Origin of the sequence: Peptostreptococcus porci (assembly GCF_009695815.1) — a bacterium.
GTDB lineage: Bacteria > Bacillota > Clostridia > Peptostreptococcales > Peptostreptococcaceae > Peptostreptococcus > Peptostreptococcus porci.
On sequence record NZ_VUNE01000005.1, the window covers coordinates 1 to 18,839 of the forward strand.

Genomic DNA, 18,839 nt, shown 5'->3' on the forward strand with positions numbered 1-18,839 from the left:
CCTCTACAGATTTCTTTTCTTCTGGTGTTAATGCTTTTGGATCACTTACTGGAACTTTATTATCTGGTGCCACTGGATTGTTTGTCGCAGCATCTGATTTCTTTACTACGTCTGTTCCTGGTATTGTATCCGTTGATCCATCTGGATACTTCACTGTTACTGTTCCATCATCTCCAACTTCTAATTTAGTTCCATCTGGAAGTTTTGGATCTAAGTTTTTATTCGCATCTTCAACTGCCTTTTTAACGGCTTCTTTTTCATCATTTGTTAGGTTTGTTGGTTCTGTAACTGAAACCTTTGTTGATGGTGCTACTGGCTTATATTTTTCACTTTCAGCCTGCACTACTATATCAGAGCCATCAATTGTATCTACTGAATTATCGTTATAAGTAATAGTAACTTTACCATCATCACCTACTGTTATCGTAGTATTTCTTGGTAAATTTGGATTCGCGTCAAGAACCTTCTTACTTACAGCTGTTTTTTCATCTGAAGTTAAATTTTTAGGGTCCTTAACAATAATCTTTGGACTTGGAACAACAACATTTGTTTCAGAAGCAAGTGATTTTTTCACAACTTCTGTTCCTGGTATTGTGTCTATTGTTCCATCTGGATATTTTACTGTTACTGTACCATCATTTCCAACTTCTAATTTAGTTCCATCTGGAAGCTTTGGATCTAAATTTTTATTCGCATCTTCTATAGCCTTTTTAACTGCTTCTTTTTCTGTTTCTGTTAAGTTTGTAGGATCAGCTACTGGTACTTTTGTTGTTGGAGCAACAGGTGTTACTGTCGCTGCATCTGATTTTTTCACAACATCTGTTCCTGGAATTGTGTCCGTTGATCCGTCTGGATACTTCACTGTCACTGTTCCATCATCTCCAACAGATACTTCTGTTTTCTCTGGCAATGTCGGATTCTTTTTCTTTATTGCATCCTCTACAGCTTTCTTTTCTTCTGGTGTCAATGATTTTGGATTAGCCACTGGAACTTTGTTGTCTGGTGCCACTGGATTGTTTGTTGCAGCATCTGATTTTTTCACAACATCTTTTCCTGGTATTATATCAGCAGTTCCATCTGGATACTTAACTGTTACTGTTCCATCTTTATCTACATCAATAGTTGTTCCATCTGGAAGTTTTGGATCCAAATTTTTATTCGCATCTTCTATAGCTTTCTTAACTGCCTCTTTTTCTGTTTCTGTTAAATTTGTAGGATCAGCTACTGGTACTTTTGTCTTTGGAGCAACAGGTGTTACTGCCGCAGAATCTGATTTCTTCACAACATCTTTTCCTTGTATTGTATCTGTTGTCTTATCTGGATAAGTTACTGTTACTGTTCCGTCATTTGACACAGATATTTCTGTTTTCTCTGGCAATGTTGGATTCTTTTTCTTTATTGCTTCCTCTACAGATTTCTTTTCTTCTGGTGTTAATGAATTTGGATCTGCAACTGGAACTTTATTATCTGGTGCCACTGGATTATTTGTTGCAGCATCTGATTTCTTTACAACATCTTTTCCTTGTATTGTGTCTGTTGTTCCATCTGGATATTTTACTGTTACTGTTCCATCATTTCCAACTACTATTTCTGTTTTCTCTGGAAGTTTTGGTTCTAAGTTTTTATTCGCATCTTCAACTGCCTTCTTAACAGCTTCTTTTTCATCAGTTGTTAGGTTTGTTGGTTCTGTAACTGAAACCTTTGTTGATGGTGCTACTGGCTTATATTTTTCACTATCTGCCTGTACTACTAAATCAGAACCTTCTATTGTATCAACAGAATTATCTCTATATGTTACAGTAACTTTTCCGTCATCACCCACTGAAATAGTTATTCCGCCTGGTGAATCTGGATTCGCTTTAATTACTGCTTCTCTAACAGCAGCTTTTTCTTCTGTAGTCAAATCCTTAGGATTTTTTACAATAACTTTTTTGTCCGGTAAAATCAAGTTATACTCAGATGCAACTGATTTTTTTACGACATTTGATCCTTGAATTGTATCAGTTGTTCCATCCGGATATTTCACTGTTACTGTTCCATCTTTTCCTACTTCAAATGTTGTATTCTCAGGAAGCTTCGGATTTAAATCTTTATTTGCGTCTTGCATTGCCTTCTTAACAGCTTCTTTTTCAGTATCTGTTAAGTTTGCAGGATCAGCTACGGGAACCTTTGTAACTGGAGACTTTGGATCAAATTGTTCCGACATTCTTACTGTTGGAGGATCGTTAAACTGAATTTGCACAACATTATATACTGCCTGCCCCCAAGGATTTGTAGTTTTTACTTTGACATCATAAGTTCCTGATTTGTCAACAATGCTAGTTACACTTGTTTCATTGTTATAATTATTTTCATTTGATTTTTTGTAACCAACTATTGTTCTTACTCCATATGTATCACCAAAAGCATTTCTAAAATAGTTCTGGAATTGGTCGGTAATAGTAGAGAATTTACTACTCTTTATCTCCAAAGCCAATCTTGAATAAATTTCAGCATCAGAAACTGAATCTGTCTGTTCCTTGACAATCGGATTTGTATTGATTAGCGAATCAGTATACCCAATTATTTTGTATCTATATTGAATTGCTCCACCACGATTATCAACTACCTTTAAATATCGTGTGTATAATCCTCCTGGCTCATGACTAAATTTACCAGCTATTTTCAAGACACCAGTTGATGTTTTTGGATCCCCTGGATAAATCGCTGGTTCTTTTGTAAAAGTAAGATCTGATGCCCCTGTTTCAAAAAAACTTCCATTAAAGTTTGAAAATTCATTTATTGTGCCATCACTATCTTTCCCAGTTAAAATTAATGGATTTGCAATAGGATCGGCATTTTTAGAACCATCAGAAGATGTGCCTGTTGTAGGAAGACCCATCACAAAAAAGACGGGGTCAGTCGTTTCACCTTCTTTGTTATTAGGTGCAATATCTGTCTCTTCGGCATTGCTTGTAATAGTAGGAATTTTATTTCCCTCTCTAGTGCTTGACGAAGAATTTCCGTTTGTTGATTCCCCAGCCATTGTTATACTGCTCACGCCTGGTAATTGTAACACTAACGAAAATGCCATCAATAGTGCAAAAAAGCACTTAAATTTTGAATTACGCTTTTTGTAATTCACTTTTTCTGTTTTCATAACATAACTCCCTTTCTAAAATATTAAATTGTTAATTTTTGTGCGAGATAAAAAACCGAACAACAGCATTTTTTTTATTGTAATAAATAAATTTTTATAGAAAACTAAATAACAGTTTCAAATTAAATATTAAATTCAATATTTAATTAAATAATGATTAAATCTGATATATAAAAACCCTAAATTACACTGCTCAATCAATTATTTATGCATTTGCACAAAAATAATTTCAAGATACACTATATTTTAATAAAAAATAGTTCAATACACTTACTTTTTGCAAAATATTAGCGTTTATCTTAATGTTTATTATATCAAATTTTTAATGAAATTAAAATAATATTTTTTAAAAAACAAAAAATAAAATCACTATATTTAAGGTTATAGACTGTTTTTAAAGCAAAATTAAGCTACAACAATTTATTTAATAGTAAATAGTTGTAGCTCAATATAATAAACTCAAAAAGGAGTTTTAGTATTTTCTTTATTATAAAAAGTTAAAAATAGGGATATAAGTTAATTAAAATTAATATTTCACATATTAGCACTCAATTATGTTACTGCTCAATTACATTAGCATTCAATAAATGGGTTCAGCATTTTTGTACTTACTTGTACTTCAATTCCACCGATTTCTTCATCAATATATTTTTTCATGGCATCTGAAAATATATATTCTGTTCCATAATGTCCTAAATCAAGAACATTAACTCCCATCTCATAAGCATCAACAGCCTGATGATATTTCATATCACCTGTTATTAGTACATCTATATCATTATTTGCTATCATTTCAAAATACTCAGCACCAGCACCAGTGACAACAGCGATATTTTTTACAATGCCGTTAATATTTTTTCCGACAAATCTAATTGTATTTAATTTCAATTGTTCTTTTAAATCTATGATAAAATTTTCAATCGTTGTTGGTTTTTCTAATTTACCTATCCTTCCAAGACCAACCATTTCACCATTTTCATAATCGCCATAACTGGAAATTGGATCCAATATACCACAATTTTCTATTCCTATTATCTCAAGAAAATAATCATTCAATCCACCAAAAGCAATGTCATAATTTGTATGCATACAATACACTGCTATATTATTTTCTATCAGCTTTATAACTAGCTTTCCCTTAACATCTGTATCGACAATCTTATTAATTTTACTAAATAGGAATGGATGATGTGAAATTATTAGATCGACATTGCTTTTAATCGCTTCATCAACAGTCTCCTCTGTTATTTCAAGCGTCGTCAATATCCTACTTATATTTTTTTCTTCATATCCAATATTCAAGCCTGAATTATCCCAGTTATACTGCAAATTTTTCGGAAATTTCTTTTCAATAACTCTTATTAATTCATCCAATTTCATACACTTTCCTCCTCATCTATTTAATATCATATTTTAATAAATCCAATATTATTTTTCTAATAACAACCTGCTCCACTTTGCTTTTAACATTCTCGTTGTACGTTTCAAAAGTGGTATCATCTAAATCTTTTGCATTAATACCAATCATTTTTGACACTATTGATTCACACTCATATATTTTCTTTTCTAGAAATTCCTCTAATAGCTTATCTCTTTTTGCTATCATAAGTTTTGATACTTCAAAGGAAAGCTTACTAATCTCATTCTCTAAATTTTTCTTAATTGTATTTTCATCGATTGCATTTCTCTCAATTATATTTCTCTCAATTGTATTTTCTTCAATTGCATTTTCTTTAATTATATTTTCGTCAATTGCTTTTCTCTCAATTATATTTTCGTCAAATACATTATCATTGACTATCTTGTCGTTTTTATTTACCATCTTCAAAATATGATTTTTGACAATATGGTTAATTTTCTTTTTGATATTCTCGTAGTATGAACTTGTATATATAAATTTATCACCATTGTTTTTAAACAATGAATAAATGTATTGAGTATATTTTTTTTGTTCAAAATCTTCATCATCTTGGTTTTCCGTCAAAAGCTCCTTATCGTAAACAGCTTCGATAATTTCATATATTCTATGATCTTCTCTAACAAAGTGTTCATCTATTATTTTAAATCCATTTTTCGATAAGTATCTTCTCAATTCCTCTGGTGCTTGCATTGGCTGTAATATTAACTTGTCAAGGTTCTTTGATAGCTCTATTTTCTTTTCTATTATATCAGAAATCAGTATTCCTCCCATGCCGGCAATTATCACTTGATCAACCTCTCCGTCTCTCAGTGTTTCCATTCCTGATCCCAGTCTCAAGTCAACATAGTTTTGAACATTATTTTTGGTCACTTCCTTTTTTGCATTATTAAGAGGACCTCTATTGATATCTGATAGAATTGCAAAGCTTATTTTTTTATCCAATAATAGTGAAATCGGAATATATCCATGATCCGTTCCGATATCGGCTATTTTTTTCCCATCGCTTACCAATTCTGAAATGTATTTTAATCTTGGTGTTAATTTCATATATACTTCCTTTCAGGCTATTCTTCGCTCATTTAAAAAATGACTATTCTTCAAGTATCAATTTTAACAAAATAATATTTGAAAAATAGTCAATATTGTTTAATCTAAATAATCTCTAAGCTTTTTCGATCTACTTGGATGTCTCAATTTTCTTAGAGCCTTCGCTTCAATTTGTCTTATTCTTTCCCTAGTTACATCAAATTCTTTTCCAACTTCTTCCAATGTTCTAGCACGACCATCATCAAGTCCAAATCTAAGCTTCAATACTTTTTGTTCTCTTTCATTTAATGTATTTAGAACGTCTTCTATCTGTTCTTTTAAAAGAGAATACGCAGCAGCTTCAGCCGGTGCTGGTGCATCTTCATCTGGAATGAAATCTCCAAGATGACTATCTTCTTCTTCGCCAATCGGAGTTTCTAGTGAAACTGGATCTTGTGCAATCTTCATTATTTCTCTAACTTTTTCTACAGACATATTCATTTCTTTGGCAATTTCCTCTGGCTTTGGATCTCTTCCCAATTGCTGTAATAATTGTCTCGAAACTCTAATCAACTTATTTATTGTTTCTACCATATGTACAGGAATTCTTATCGTTCTCGCTTGGTCTGCAATCGCTCTCGTAATTGCCTGTCTTATCCACCAAGTAGCATATGTTGAAAACTTATATCCCTTTTTATAGTCAAATTTCTCAACTGCCTTAATAAGTCCTAAATTACCTTCCTGTATTAAATCAAGGAATAACATTCCTCTTCCAACATATCTTTTCGCTATACTCACGACCAACCTTAAGTTTGCTTCAACTAATTTGTCTTTGGCATACTGATCTCCATCAGCCATACGTCTTGCATATTCTACTTCTTCATTAGCTTTCAATAGCGGTATTTTACCTATTTCCTTCAGATACATTCTGACAGGATCATCGACACTTATCCCCTTTGGTACAGAAATATCAGCTGCATCAAAGCTCGATAGATCATCTTTCAAGATTTCATCCTCGTCAATCGATTTAATATCCAAATCATCTGGTTCAGTTAAATCAATGTCTGATTTTATTTCTTTATCATCAACAACTTCAATGCCCAAATTTCCCAGTGTTTCATACAGATTTTCAGTCATATCCTTATCTAATTCGTTATCTTGAAAAGCTTCCATGACATCCATTACGGTTACAGAGCCGTTCTTCTTTCCTTTTTCAAAAAGCTTTTTTTGAGCTTCTTTGTTGACTAATAATTTATTTTCCTTCGACATGGTCAACTCTCCTCCCTACAATGACTTTAATTTTTTATTTAACTCTAAGATTGATAATGTTATTTTCATAATTTCCAAATTTGCCTCATTAGTTTCTTTTGTATCTTTTTCCATTGTCTTTATTCTGTCTTCCAATATCTTCTGTCTTTTAGAAAGCTGGTCAATTTTTTTATTATACTTATACTTTAGAAAATTATTTATGACCTTTTCAATTTCAGAAATATTATCAAATAATTCAATATCAAGAGCTATTCCATCTAATTTCTTAAAGTAGTTAATATCGCTCTTTTCATCTATTAACTCCTCTATACGTATGATTCCCTTATTTGATGAATTTAAAACCAAAGAATACAACTTTTTGCTTATTTCACTTTCAAAATCATCAATTTCAATTTTTAAAGGTACAATTTCTCTCGCTTTGCTATTTTGCATCATCATTTTAATTATATATCTCTCAACATTTAATATGGCGTCATCTATTTTTCTTACAGAGCTTGTCGTCATTTTAGGTTGATTTAGCATATTATTCCTAGCACCATCAAGCAAGAGGTTATTGTTTTTATTGTTTTTTGAATTAGATTTAAATCTAGACTTGTTTTCCGACTTGTATTTATTATATCTCGACTCGCCAAATGCCTCAGTCATTATAATCTCTCTATTTGTACTTGTCATCTGTGCCAAAAGATTTACGTAGTAATCTAATTCAATAGGACTACGTATGTTTCTTATTACACTTACAACCTCTTTTAAGAAGTTCATTGCTTCTTTTCTATCATTTAGATTGAAAGCCTTCGATATCTTATCGATTTTAAATCTAGTTGACTCAACAGAATTGTCAATGGCAGACATCATTGAAGCAATTCCATTAGCTCTAATATATTCATCAGGATCCTTGCTATCTTGCAAGTTTAATACCTTTACCTTAATATTTTCAATTTCTAGGATATCAATTGCTCTCAGTGTCGCTACAACTCCAGCATCATCAGAATCATAAGATATTATCACTTCATCAGCGAACCTCTTTATGAGAATAGCCTGCTCTTTTGTCAACGATGTGCCCAATGTTGCAACTACATTCCTAATACCGAATTGATATAATGAAATCAAATCCATATAACCTTCAACTAATATCAATTGCTTCGAACTACCTATATTTTTTCTAGCCAAATTTAAACCAAATAGATTCAGTCGTTTATTAAAAATATCACTCTCCGGAGAATTTAAATATTTGGGAACAGAGTCGTCCAGCACTCTCCCACCAAATCCGATAATATTCGATTTATAATCAAATATTGGAAACATCACTCTGTTTCTATACTTGTCATAATATGAATTTTTATTTGAATTGTATACTATTAATCCACATTCGACCAGTTCTTCCAACGAAAATCCCTTTGAAATCATATAATTCATCAATGAGTTCCAAGAATTTTGTGCATATCCCAATCCGAAAACCTTGATCGTTTTTTCATCTAGCCCTCTTTTTTTAAGATATGTTATTCCTGAATTTTCATTTTTTTCCATTAAGCTGAAATAAAAGAATCTTGCTGCCTCAGTATTCATTTCTTGAAATTTCTTAATCTTATTCAATCTATTTTTTGTATTTTCATCAATATCCTGATCTATAATAACACCACATTTTTCTGCAAGAAATTTCACTGAATCGATAAAATCAAGATTTTCTATTTTCATAATAAAAGAAATAATATCTCCACCTTCTCCACAACCAAAGCATTTAAAAATCTGTTTGGTTGTATTCACATAAAAAGATGGAGTCTTTTCACCATGAAAAGGACAAAGCCCTTTATAATTGGTTCCAGAAGGCTTTAGATTAATGTAGCTTGAAATAATTTCTGCAATGTCACTTCTAGATTTTACTTCTTCCACAATATCTTTAAAATCTTCCATAAAAATCCCACCTTTTTACCTTATACTACTATATTCTACATTTATTATTAAATTCCTCTTTTTTTTAAAAAATCTTCATACAAATACCTGCAAATAAAATTATGCGTTATTACTTGCAGGCAACATCTCAAAGAAATCATTTTATTAAAATTCGGCAAAAATATCGTCAAAGCTCTTGTCAAAGATCGATGGTTTGTCGAATTTCCAAGTTCCGTTGTAAAGAGGCTCTCCATTCAAGTAAAAAACACCCAAGCCATGCTTTTGCCCTTGCTGAAATTCACCTTCATACCACTTGTTTTTTCCCCAGATATATCTACCCATTCCATGAATCAAGCCTTTTTTCCATTCACCGTCGTAAACTAATTCTCCCTTTGAATTAAAGCATGATCCAGTTCCGTCCATATTGCTATCCTTAAATTCCCCAATATAGATATATCCATCATCCCAGGTATATATTCCTAAACCGTCTTTTTTTCCATCAATCCAATTTCCCAAGTATTCGTCACCATTTGCGTACTTCATCTGACCTATACCATTACTCTTATTAGTATTGAAACCTCCTATATATTCGTTTCCATTTGAGAAAGTAAAGGTTCCCTTCCCCTCTCTCACACCATTTGAAAATTGACCGATATATTCAGTGTTTATTTTGGCATCTTCATCATCCTCACCTGGAGCAAAAATATATGAACCGATACCAGTCATTTTTCCATCGAGTAATCTTCCAATGTACATATCGCCGTTTGAAAATTTATATACTTGCACCATGTCATTATCAATGGCGTCTTTTTTCTTTTCTTCCTCTGTTTCTTCTAAAATGCTCAAGACATCAGCTAGATTTTCATTTTTTATAATTTCCTCTTTTTTTGATTCTATATACTCTTCATCTACTTTTTTCGTATCTTCTTTTTTTATTCCGTCTGTCTTGATACCCATCATCTGTTTTTCCAATATTTTCACTTCCTCATCAGGCGCAAAAATACCCTTTTTTAGAGCGTTTTTTTTCTTTGTTTTGAAAATTTTCAAACTCTTCTTTATTTCATCAATTTCGTTTATATAATTGTTATACAGTTCAACATAATTTTTTGATAAACTCAATATAATAACCTCCATTCGTTTGTATCGTTCAGACATCCCTAACATAACTATTATACAATATCTCTTGTATCATAGTAAAGTTATTTTATAATTTAGTATTGATATTACAATGTTTTTTTGTTTTTTTTTGCAATTATTATCGAAACTACTTATGATTTTTTGTGAAAAAACCACAAATTACTGGTCGTTGCTTTTTAATGAATCAAGCATTTCTATATCGTTAATATTCGTGTGCATGATCCTCATAACAATCAATGCAAAAATTATTGTAAGTATCATTGAGAATATTATATTCGTAATCGTTATTCCCTGTAAAAACATAGTATCGTTCGGAGTAAGATTTTGGATAATGTAATGATGCATTCCAGTTCCCAATACAATCCCTACAAATATACCCATTATAGTCAATAAAAATGTTTCTTTAAATATATACAAAGATACTTCTTTGGGATAAAACCCTAAAACCTTTATAGTAGCAAGTTCTACTCTTCTCTCGCTAATATTGATATTTGTAAGATTGTAAAGCACGGTATAAGCTAGCATCAATGAGCAAATTATCATAACGAAAACAATAAAATTAAGTCCATCTAATGCCGAATTTATCATACTAGCATTATCTTTGCTAGTCACCAAATATGTCGTGCCATTTGTCGCCATTATCTTTTTGGATATATTATCTATATTTTTATCAGTGGGATTTTTCAATTTAACTAAAAATGCGTTTTCTTTATATTTTTTCCCAAAAACTTTTTCATAATACTTTTCGCTCATAAAAATATTATGCCCAGTGTACCATTCTGTATTGGTATTTAGCTTTAAATCAATCGCTTTATCCTCTTCTGTATAAACAGTCAATTTTTTGTTTTCAACAGATGTATTCGCTATTTTGCATTCTAGTATCAAATTATTTAGCTTTTCTGTTATAACAACGTCTATATCAGATATTTTCATAGCTTTTTTTGTTTTTCTATCTCTCAAATTAATTAGCTTGTAAAAGTCATTTTTTTCCTTTGTCACGAATATATTTGCAGTGTCTTTGCTACCATCGTTTAGTTTTATGCTCACCTTTTCTGAAAATATAGGAACCACATAACTCACATTTTCATAGTGGAGTATTTTTTCCTTATATTTATCTGAGTTTTCATCGCTCATGTTGTTATTATATATTGATATAATATCATATTTAGATATCTGTTTGAACTGTATATCTGAAACACCTGAAATAGAATCTTTTATACCCATTCCAATTACAAGTAAGGCTGTACATCCGCTAACCCCCAAAACAGTCATCATCATTCTGACCTTATATCTAAAAATATTTCTAGCAGTCACCTTGCTATTAAAGCTCATTTTACTCCAAATAAATCTGATTCTTTCAAGCATAATTTTTGAGCCATGCTTTGGTACTTTCTTTCCAAACAAATCCACTGGCTTACTATTCAATTCTCTCATCGCCACAAATATAGAAACAAATGTAGTTCCAATAAGTGATAATAGCAATGCTTCAAAAATATACCTCCAATAAACTACAATAGTTACATCCTTGAATATATAATTATGTCCGTATGATATAAATATTATTTTAGGTAATATGAATGCTCCGAAAAGCATACCAAAAAACCATCCTGTTGCTCCACTGAATAATCCATAGTAAAAATATTTTTTTATGATATCAATATCACTGTAGCCCATTGCTTTCATCGTTCCCATAAAGAGTCTTTGTTCGTCGACCATTCTTATCATAGTAGATAGTGTTACAAGCAGAGCCACTGCAAAGAAAAATACAGGAAACGCGTTTGACAGTGTGTCGATTTTATAGGATCCATCCCAGTAGGTTGAATAATTCACAATATAATCATCTCTACTCATCACACTATAATTAACATTTGCTATGGCTTTCAACCTGTCGTTTAATTCTTTTCTACGCTCTTGGATATATTCCCATTTTGCCTCTATAACTTCTTTATTATTCTTAATAAATGTCTTTGTTTTAGTTATTTTTGCCCTGATGTCGTTCATCCTGCTTGAAAATGCTTCCACTTCGCTTGAATTGTTAAAATCTTTTGATAAAAACTCATTTTCCAGCTTTTTTAGCTGTTCCTGAAGCGAAACTAAATCTTTTTTCTTTGCATCCAAATTCGTTTTTTCTTCTAAAATAGTTTTTTCATTTTCAGCAAAGGTATCAAATGAATTTTTATTAAATTTTTCTAACCTTTCATCAGCATTTTTTGATAATTCCCTTTTCAGTTGTTTATTATTTACTTCCACAAAATTACGATATTCTTTGCTAAAATCATACTCATTTGATTTAGTTGTTTTATTGCCATCATAATTAGGTGTGTCATATTTAATTTTTGCCATACTGTAAAAGTTCATATCGAACTCTGAATCCCTAACATAGGAAACGAATTTCAGCTTGCCATTACCGGCCGTAGAATATCCCAAATTAAATGAGTCTATGTACTCCATTGAATTTACAAATCCAGTGATCGTATATTGCTTTCTCTTTAAGTATGTCTTATTGTCCAACCCATTTTCATCGAAAAAAATCTGCTCGCCTAATTTGTAGTCACTGCTTAACCTGCGATCCAAAAGTATTTGACCATCTTTTTCTGGAAATCTTCCCTCTACTAATTCGAGCTTTGAAATTTCATCTGGAATGTTCATTACTCTAATCGCATCGTTGGAATTTTTTATCATCATATCAGACGAATGAACTAATTCAAGTTTTTCTATATTAGAATTACGTTTAATCGTAGCTATATCAAATTGATCCAGACCGACATTTGACATGACAAAAGCGTCTGCAAGGTTTGATTTGTGGATGTTATCCAGTGCCGTTTTCCGAATATCTCCACCACTGGATTTCAATCCAACAAAAACTAATACTCCCAAGAAAATCAGTACAATTATTGAAATTAGCCTCTTTTTTGTATTTCTAAATTCTCTATATATATTAGTATTAACTGCCTTTTTCAAGTTTTTCACCCTTATTTCTACGACTTATCATTCCAATGAATATCAGTATTCCTACTCCGACAATAAATCCCAAAATACTGAAATTGCTCATACCTATCATATCATGCTTTCCTTGCAAGGTTGTTGGTCCAAGCATGATAGCATAAATAGATCCAGTAGTTAAACCTACAATAAAATATATCATCTTGCTTCTGTATTTTATAAATGCTCGTCTAATTATTCTAACTGATGATACCAAGCCGAAAAGAACTCCAAAAATAAACACCACTAGTCCGCCAAAAGTCGAGAAATCTCCACTTATTATACTGTTTAGACCTGAGATAATAGGAACATAGACTCCAAATATAAGCAGTAGAGTCGATCCTGAAATTCCAGGCAGAACCATTGCCGAAATTGCCATCACTCCTGTAAAAAACAGATATAAGTATTCAAATAAGCTCAGATTTGTCATGACCACAAGTCCATTGTTGGAAAATCGACCTCTCAACGCCGAAATACAAACAACCAGTAGAATACCAAATATTGAAAATAGCAAATACGAATTCTTTTTTTCTATTTTTGAAAACTCGCTCCTAATTATATAGAAAATTGATGCAACAGTCAGTCCAATAAAAAGCGAACTCATAAAATATATATTTTTCTCAAACATTTTTGTCAAAAATGAAACGGAACAAAGCATACCAAATGCCCACCCTATCATCAATTTAATCAAAAAAGAAATTGCTTTACTAAAATTCTTCTTATCCCTCGTTGTAAGTATATTGATTGATTCCAATAATTTTTCATAAAAGCCTAGTATAAATGCTATAGTTCCACCAGAAACACCTGGAACACTGTCAGCCAAAGCCATACAGAATCCGTTAAACATATTTATCAATATCAATATTTTCATCTTCCTTTCTATATAATAGCCATTTTTTTTAATAAAACTACTACTATTCTATTTTTTATACATTAATTTTTTCTTAAGCATTATTTCAAGGCTGGAATATTTTTAGTATTCCGAAAGTGACCTTGTTTTTCGAATTTCTATGATTAAAAGCACGAGTGCAATAATGCCAGAAATAATGTCACTTAATGCATTTGAAACATATACTCCATCTATTCCTAAAATATTTGGAAAAAAGCATAGCAATGGTAAAAGTATTCCACCATATCTGAGTACATATAGAATAGAAGTCGTCTTTACCCTTGATATAGACTGAAAATACGTTGTTGAAATCGAATGTAAGCCTATCATAGGAAGTCCCAAAAGGAATATCTTGATATTGTGGTTTGTCAATTTCACTAATTCCTTATCAGACGTAAACATACTCACCAGTAAATTTGGAAATAATTCGATAAAAGCCAGAAAAATTACAGAAAATATAGTTATTGTGATAGCTGCCACTTTAACCGCTTCAATACTTCTATCTATCTGCTTTGCCCCCAAATTATATCCGATTATCGGTTGAGCACCTTGACTAATACCATAGAAAATCATTGTAAATAGCATACTTATTGACGACACTATGGTAATTGATGCCATATTATAATCTCCGCCAAATCTTATGATAAACCTGTTTAATATTACCCCCAAAATAACTCCAGAAATGTTCATATAAAAGCTCGGTGCCCCATTGGATACTATCTTTTTAATGCTATCTTTGCTTATTTTTGATGTCCCAAGCTTTAGTTTTATTGGAACCGATTCATTCTTCACAAAGAAATTAATTACGTAGAGCGTAACGAGTGTTTGAGATATCACAGTTGCAAAAGCTGCTCCTTTGACACCCCATCCAAATACCAAAATAAAAATGGCATCTAGTATGATATTTGTAACCGAGCTTATAGTCACATATTTCATCGAATATTTTGAAAAACCAGTGCTTCTAACTGAATTATTTAAACAATACCCTGTCAAACCTGGAATGCCTCCCAGAAGAATTATCACTATATACTCTCTCGCCATTTTATCCACTGATTGTGATACCCCCAGCAATCTGAATATGGGATCTATAAAAAATATTCCCAGTACAGTTATAAATAGCTCTGCAACAATGATAAAAATCAATGAATTGTATAGTATGCTTTCGGCTGAATCAATATCCTTCTCTCCGTACTTAATGGATATCAATGTCGATCCACCAATACCGATCAAAAGAACGAATGCCATTTGAACATATTGAAATGGCATTGTTATTCCAACAGCAGTAAGTGCCAATGGTTCTATTCTTCCAACAAAAATTCTATCTACAACATTATATATCGCAGCAACAACCATACTCATTATAGCTGGTCCACTTTGCATAAATATAAGCTTCGTTATCTTTTCACTACCTAAATCAGTATTCAAATTTACCTCCATCAACAATAGACATATAAATATGAATTTGTTGTATTATTATCTTACTTAATTAATTTTCAAATCTCAGCTATTCATCCAACATAATACAAAGCAAATACAAAAACTCCATATTTAGTTTAAAAACCTATCATTTGACCTTTTTTTATTGTCATTTTTTATTGTGAAAGTAATTTCTGTACCTTCATTTTTCTTACTCTTTATCTGCATTACGCCGCCATGAAGCTTGATAATCTCCTCACTGATTGCCAACCCAAGACCACTTCCTGCCTTGTGGAAATTTTCCTGGAAAAACTTCTGAGATACCTTGTTGATGTTTTGCTCTTCTATACCTTCTCCAGTGTCACGAACTACAATCTTTGTCATATCAAAATCCTGATCCACAGATACAACAATTATACCTTCGCTTGGAGTAAATTTAATTGAATTTTGTATCAGATTAATCAACACCTGTCTCAATCTATTTTTATCGGCATAAATCATATTCATATTTTGGTTGACAAATTCAAAGCTCAATCTTAAATTTTTGTCTACTGCCATTGCTCTAAGCTGGTTAATCACGCTAACGACCAAATTTTCGATATTTACTTCTTCAATTTGCAACTTAATTCTATCGGATGACAGTCTTGAAAAATCCAACAGCTCTTCAACCAACTTTATCAATCTGTGAGTTTCATCCTGAATAATATTTAAACCCATGCTCAATTCTTCCTTGTTGATATTATCAAGTTTTAATGTTTCACTACTCCATCCATTAATAGATGTCAATGGCGTTCTAAGCTCATGAGAAATAGATGAAATAAACTCATCCTTAAGCTTGTCACTCTTTTGGATTTCACTTGCCATATTTTCAAATGTCCTTGCAAGGTCACCGATTTCGTCATCAGAAATTCTATCTTTATTCATTTTTATATTGTAATTACCCTTTGCTAGCATATTTGAAAATATTTTTAGCTCAGTTAGGGGTTCTATGATACTCTCTGCAAATTTAAGACTCAATCCAATACTAAATAAAAGCACCAAAATTCCTATGAAAACCAGATAGACAATTATTTTTATTATTTCTAAATCAACGTATTTCAAGGATATACTGTATCTGATTGCACCTTCAACCAACCCACTTACCTTGATTGGAACGGACACACTCATCACCTTTTCACCAGTAATATTTTCTCTATATGTGTACGGTGCAACTGGATCAATATTTTGCATGGCTTTTCTTACATCAATATAGTTTGCAAATTTGTCTGTCTTAAACCCGTATTGATCAACTATTACTCTACCATTTTTGTCGACTATATTGACTGCGATTTTGCTGTCAGAGCTATATAGCCTACTATCAACTGTTTTCGTAGCCTTGTCAATAAAACTTGAATTGTCGACATTTAAAGATGTATTTATCGAATTTGCATTCGAAACCTGTGTCATCAATACTTGGCTGACAGAGTTATAGTAGTATCTACTTGCAAAAAAGGTAATTATTAATTCAAATGACAAAACAACCATTATAATTATTATTATGAAGTTTTTTAATACTTTTTTTCGTAAACCTCCAAAATGTATTGCCATTATTCCCCTCTCCTAAATGAATATCCATACCCCCAAATCGTTTGAATATATTTTGGTTTTGATGGATCGTCTTCTATTTTATTTCTAATTCTTCTTATATTGACATCAACAATCTTGTAATCATAAAGCACTACAGATCCCCATACTTCTTCTAGTATCTGATCTCTGCTCAAGCTTTGACTATCGTTTACCATCAAATATTTTACAATAGAAAATTCTGTAGGCGTTAAATCAACTTCTATGCCATTTTTAAACAGTTTTCTCTTGTTTTGATCTAGTAAAAAAGGAGGTGTATCTATCATATTGTTCTTCTTTGAGTCGTTGTTTTTTTGAACTCTTCTGATAAGTGCTGCAACTCTGACCAATAGTTCTTTAATACTAAACGGCTTAATAATATAGTCATCTGCACCAGAAACAAACCCCTCGATTTTGTCCTCCTCTTGAGATTTCGCAGTCAACATAATAACCCCTATGTTGTCATAGTTTTCTCTTATGTATTTACAAACATCTATACCACTCATATCTGGCAACATTATATCCAAAAGAGCCACAGAGATGTTTTTCTCAGAATTTAATTTTTCTATAGCTTCAGATCCAGTTCCAGCCTCAATAACTTCGTAACCTTCTCTTTTCAAATTGATACTGACGAAACTTCTAATACCAATTTCGTCTTCCAATACTAAAATCTTTTCCATGTTTCCTCCTGTTTTAAACTCAATTAGCTATTTATTAATCTGGTAAAAGCTCTTTTTTATATTTTCAATACTAATACCGTATTTCTTTAAATTACTTTCGTTTACATTGGATATATAGTATATATAATTATCTAACTCATAAAGCACATTGCTTTCTCCGTAAATTTTATTTTTATCATATCCCTCTTGTTCTTTAAGGTCTATGTCGATATTAAACAATTTTTGGTTATTATCAGATTCGTCTTTTACATAAAATTGGAATGTGCTTTTGTTTTCCTCATAGTTTTGTCTAATAAAGAATTTATTTTGGAATTTATCTGGAATTACAATTTTAAAATTGTAATCATAGCAGTAAAAAATCTGATCAGCTAAATTTATACTTGATTCGCTTCCAATTTTGCCATTCCATTTGTACCATGATATTACCCTTGCCTCATTGGTAGTATTATTGCTGTACTTAAATTCCATCTTTGGTATTTCAAAAATCCCATCATTATCAATATCTGCAACTCTCAATGCAATTGGATTTTTTATTTTTTCGTCATTTTCATCTATTCCCTTTTCGAACTTTCCATCTCTATAGACAATTATTTGGTTTACAGATGATCCAGCGATATTTTGATATACGATAACACTCCCCTTTGCGTCCTTTGAAACAAATCCATCTAAAATATTCACCTTTTCCATATTGTCAATGTTTTGGCTCTCAGATCCCTTCAGAAAGTATATCTTACCACTTGAATATTTCATCTCAGAAATTTTAACAGTGTAGCTCGATAAATCTTGCACTAAAGCAAGACATTCTTTTTTTCCGTCGTTATTATAGTCGAAATAATTTAATCTTATTGATTCCTTTGACGACGAGTATTCTGCTATTTTTTTGATAATATTGTCGTTATATTGGAAAATATATATACTCTCAAACCCTTTATTTACAACTTGCACTATGATTTCATTTTTATTATCACCATTTATATCGACGAAATTTGCATACTTTATGTTATCACCTGACAGCCTTACAATTTGCTCAGTATCATCCTTTATTGTGCCGTCTTCAATCTGAAATATGTACATATAAATACTGCTGATATTGTGATTGTCATTTTCTTTTTTCTTGAATACAACCAGCTCTTTATTTTCTCTATTATCAAGGTTGACAGTATTTATTTTTCCTATATCATTGACATTCTTAGGTAGGATAAAACTTGTATCGGCTGGAGTTAATTTTTTTACATCAAGATACAAATTTCTACTACTTTCATCATAAATAGGCATTTCCAATAGTTTTTCTGGTGATCTAAGTGATTCAAACTTACATCCAGAAATACTAAAAGAGATCAAAATCAGAATTGCCATAAATGAAAATATCTTTGTTTTTTTCAAAACTCTACC

Annotated in this window: 11 protein-coding genes and 1 pseudogene; all 12 read right to left on the reverse strand. The window is 31.5% G+C overall.

The features are described 5' to 3' along the window. Nucleotides 1–3,139 (reverse strand): annotated as a pseudogene (locus tag FYJ71_RS08705) (Rib/alpha-like domain-containing protein); the annotation flags it as partial. A gap of 573 nt (nucleotides 3,140–3,712) precedes the next feature. Next, a complete protein-coding gene (locus FYJ71_RS08710; RefSeq protein WP_154538487.1) occupies nucleotides 3,713–4,519 on the reverse strand; it encodes a Nif3-like dinuclear metal center hexameric protein in 807 nt (268 codons plus the stop codon). A gap of 16 nt (nucleotides 4,520–4,535) precedes the next feature. Beyond that, the gene (locus tag FYJ71_RS08715; protein WP_154538488.1) at nucleotides 4,536–5,606 is read right to left on the reverse strand and encodes a class I SAM-dependent methyltransferase; all 1,071 of its coding nucleotides are present in this window, start codon (nucleotides 5,604–5,606) and stop codon (nucleotides 4,536–4,538) included. A 99-nt stretch (nucleotides 5,607–5,705) separates the two neighbouring features. After that, nucleotides 5,706–6,854 (reverse strand): RNA polymerase sigma factor RpoD, encoded by a 1,149-nt coding sequence (gene rpoD, locus FYJ71_RS08720; RefSeq protein ID WP_154538489.1) that lies wholly within the window; start codon nucleotides 6,852–6,854, stop codon nucleotides 5,706–5,708. Between the two features lie 15 nt (nucleotides 6,855–6,869). After that, nucleotides 6,870–8,762: a DNA primase gene (gene dnaG, locus FYJ71_RS08725; protein ID WP_154538490.1), complete on the reverse strand. Its 1,893-nt coding sequence runs from the start codon at nucleotides 8,760–8,762 to the stop codon at nucleotides 6,870–6,872. 144 nt (nucleotides 8,763–8,906) lie between these two features. Then, nucleotides 8,907–9,860, reverse strand: coding sequence for an MORN repeat-containing protein (locus tag FYJ71_RS08730; RefSeq protein ID WP_154538491.1), 954 nt, complete (start codon nucleotides 9,858–9,860; stop codon nucleotides 8,907–8,909). Nucleotides 9,861–10,037: 177 nt separating this feature from the next. Continuing rightward, complete coding sequence (locus FYJ71_RS08735) at nucleotides 10,038–12,839, reverse strand: FtsX-like permease family protein (RefSeq protein WP_154538492.1); 2,802 nt, start codon at nucleotides 12,837–12,839, stop codon at nucleotides 10,038–10,040. Beyond that, nucleotides 12,823–13,731: a DUF368 domain-containing protein gene (locus tag FYJ71_RS08740; protein WP_154538493.1), complete on the reverse strand. Its 909-nt coding sequence runs from the start codon at nucleotides 13,729–13,731 to the stop codon at nucleotides 12,823–12,825. The genes FYJ71_RS08735 and FYJ71_RS08740 overlap by 17 nt, the downstream gene beginning before the upstream one ends. A 102-nt stretch (nucleotides 13,732–13,833) precedes the next feature. Further along, nucleotides 13,834–15,174, reverse strand: a complete 1,341-nt coding sequence (locus FYJ71_RS08745; RefSeq protein ID WP_154538494.1) for an MATE family efflux transporter — start codon at nucleotides 15,172–15,174, stop codon at nucleotides 13,834–13,836. A gap of 123 nt (nucleotides 15,175–15,297) precedes the next feature. Next, complete coding sequence (locus FYJ71_RS08750; RefSeq protein WP_154538495.1) at nucleotides 15,298–16,752, reverse strand: sensor histidine kinase; 1,455 nt, start codon at nucleotides 16,750–16,752, stop codon at nucleotides 15,298–15,300. After that, nucleotides 16,752–17,447, reverse strand: coding sequence for a cell wall metabolism DNA-binding response regulator WalR (gene walR / locus FYJ71_RS08755; protein ID WP_154538496.1), 696 nt, complete (start codon nucleotides 17,445–17,447; stop codon nucleotides 16,752–16,754). Before walR ends, FYJ71_RS08750 begins: the two co-directional genes overlap by 1 nt. A 27-nt stretch (nucleotides 17,448–17,474) precedes the next feature. After that, on the reverse strand, nucleotides 17,475–18,830 hold the full coding sequence (locus FYJ71_RS08760) for a hypothetical protein (protein WP_154538497.1): 1,356 nt from the start codon (nucleotides 18,828–18,830) through the stop codon (nucleotides 17,475–17,477). Between the last annotated feature and the right edge of the window lie 9 nt (nucleotides 18,831–18,839).

Excerpts from the sequence above, each read along its gene's own strand:
- dnaG (WP_154538490.1), bottom strand. The coding sequence starts at position 8,762 with ATGGAAGATTTTAAAGATATTGTGGAAGAAGTAAAATCTAGAAGTGAC.
- FYJ71_RS08750 (WP_154538495.1), bottom strand. The coding sequence starts at position 16,752 with ATGGCAATACATTTTGGAGGTTTACGAAAAAAAGTATTAAAAAACTTC.
- FYJ71_RS08715 (WP_154538488.1), bottom strand. The coding sequence starts at position 5,606 with ATGAAATTAACACCAAGATTAAAATACATTTCAGAATTGGTAAGCGAT.
- walR (WP_154538496.1), bottom strand. The coding sequence starts at position 17,447 with ATGGAAAAGATTTTAGTATTGGAAGACGAAATTGGTATTAGAAGTTTC.
- FYJ71_RS08740 (WP_154538493.1), bottom strand. The coding sequence starts at position 13,731 with ATGAAAATATTGATATTGATAAATATGTTTAACGGATTCTGTATGGCT.
- FYJ71_RS08710 (WP_154538487.1), bottom strand. The coding sequence starts at position 4,519 with ATGAAATTGGATGAATTAATAAGAGTTATTGAAAAGAAATTTCCGAAA.
- rpoD (WP_154538489.1), bottom strand. The coding sequence starts at position 6,854 with ATGTCGAAGGAAAATAAATTATTAGTCAACAAAGAAGCTCAAAAAAAG.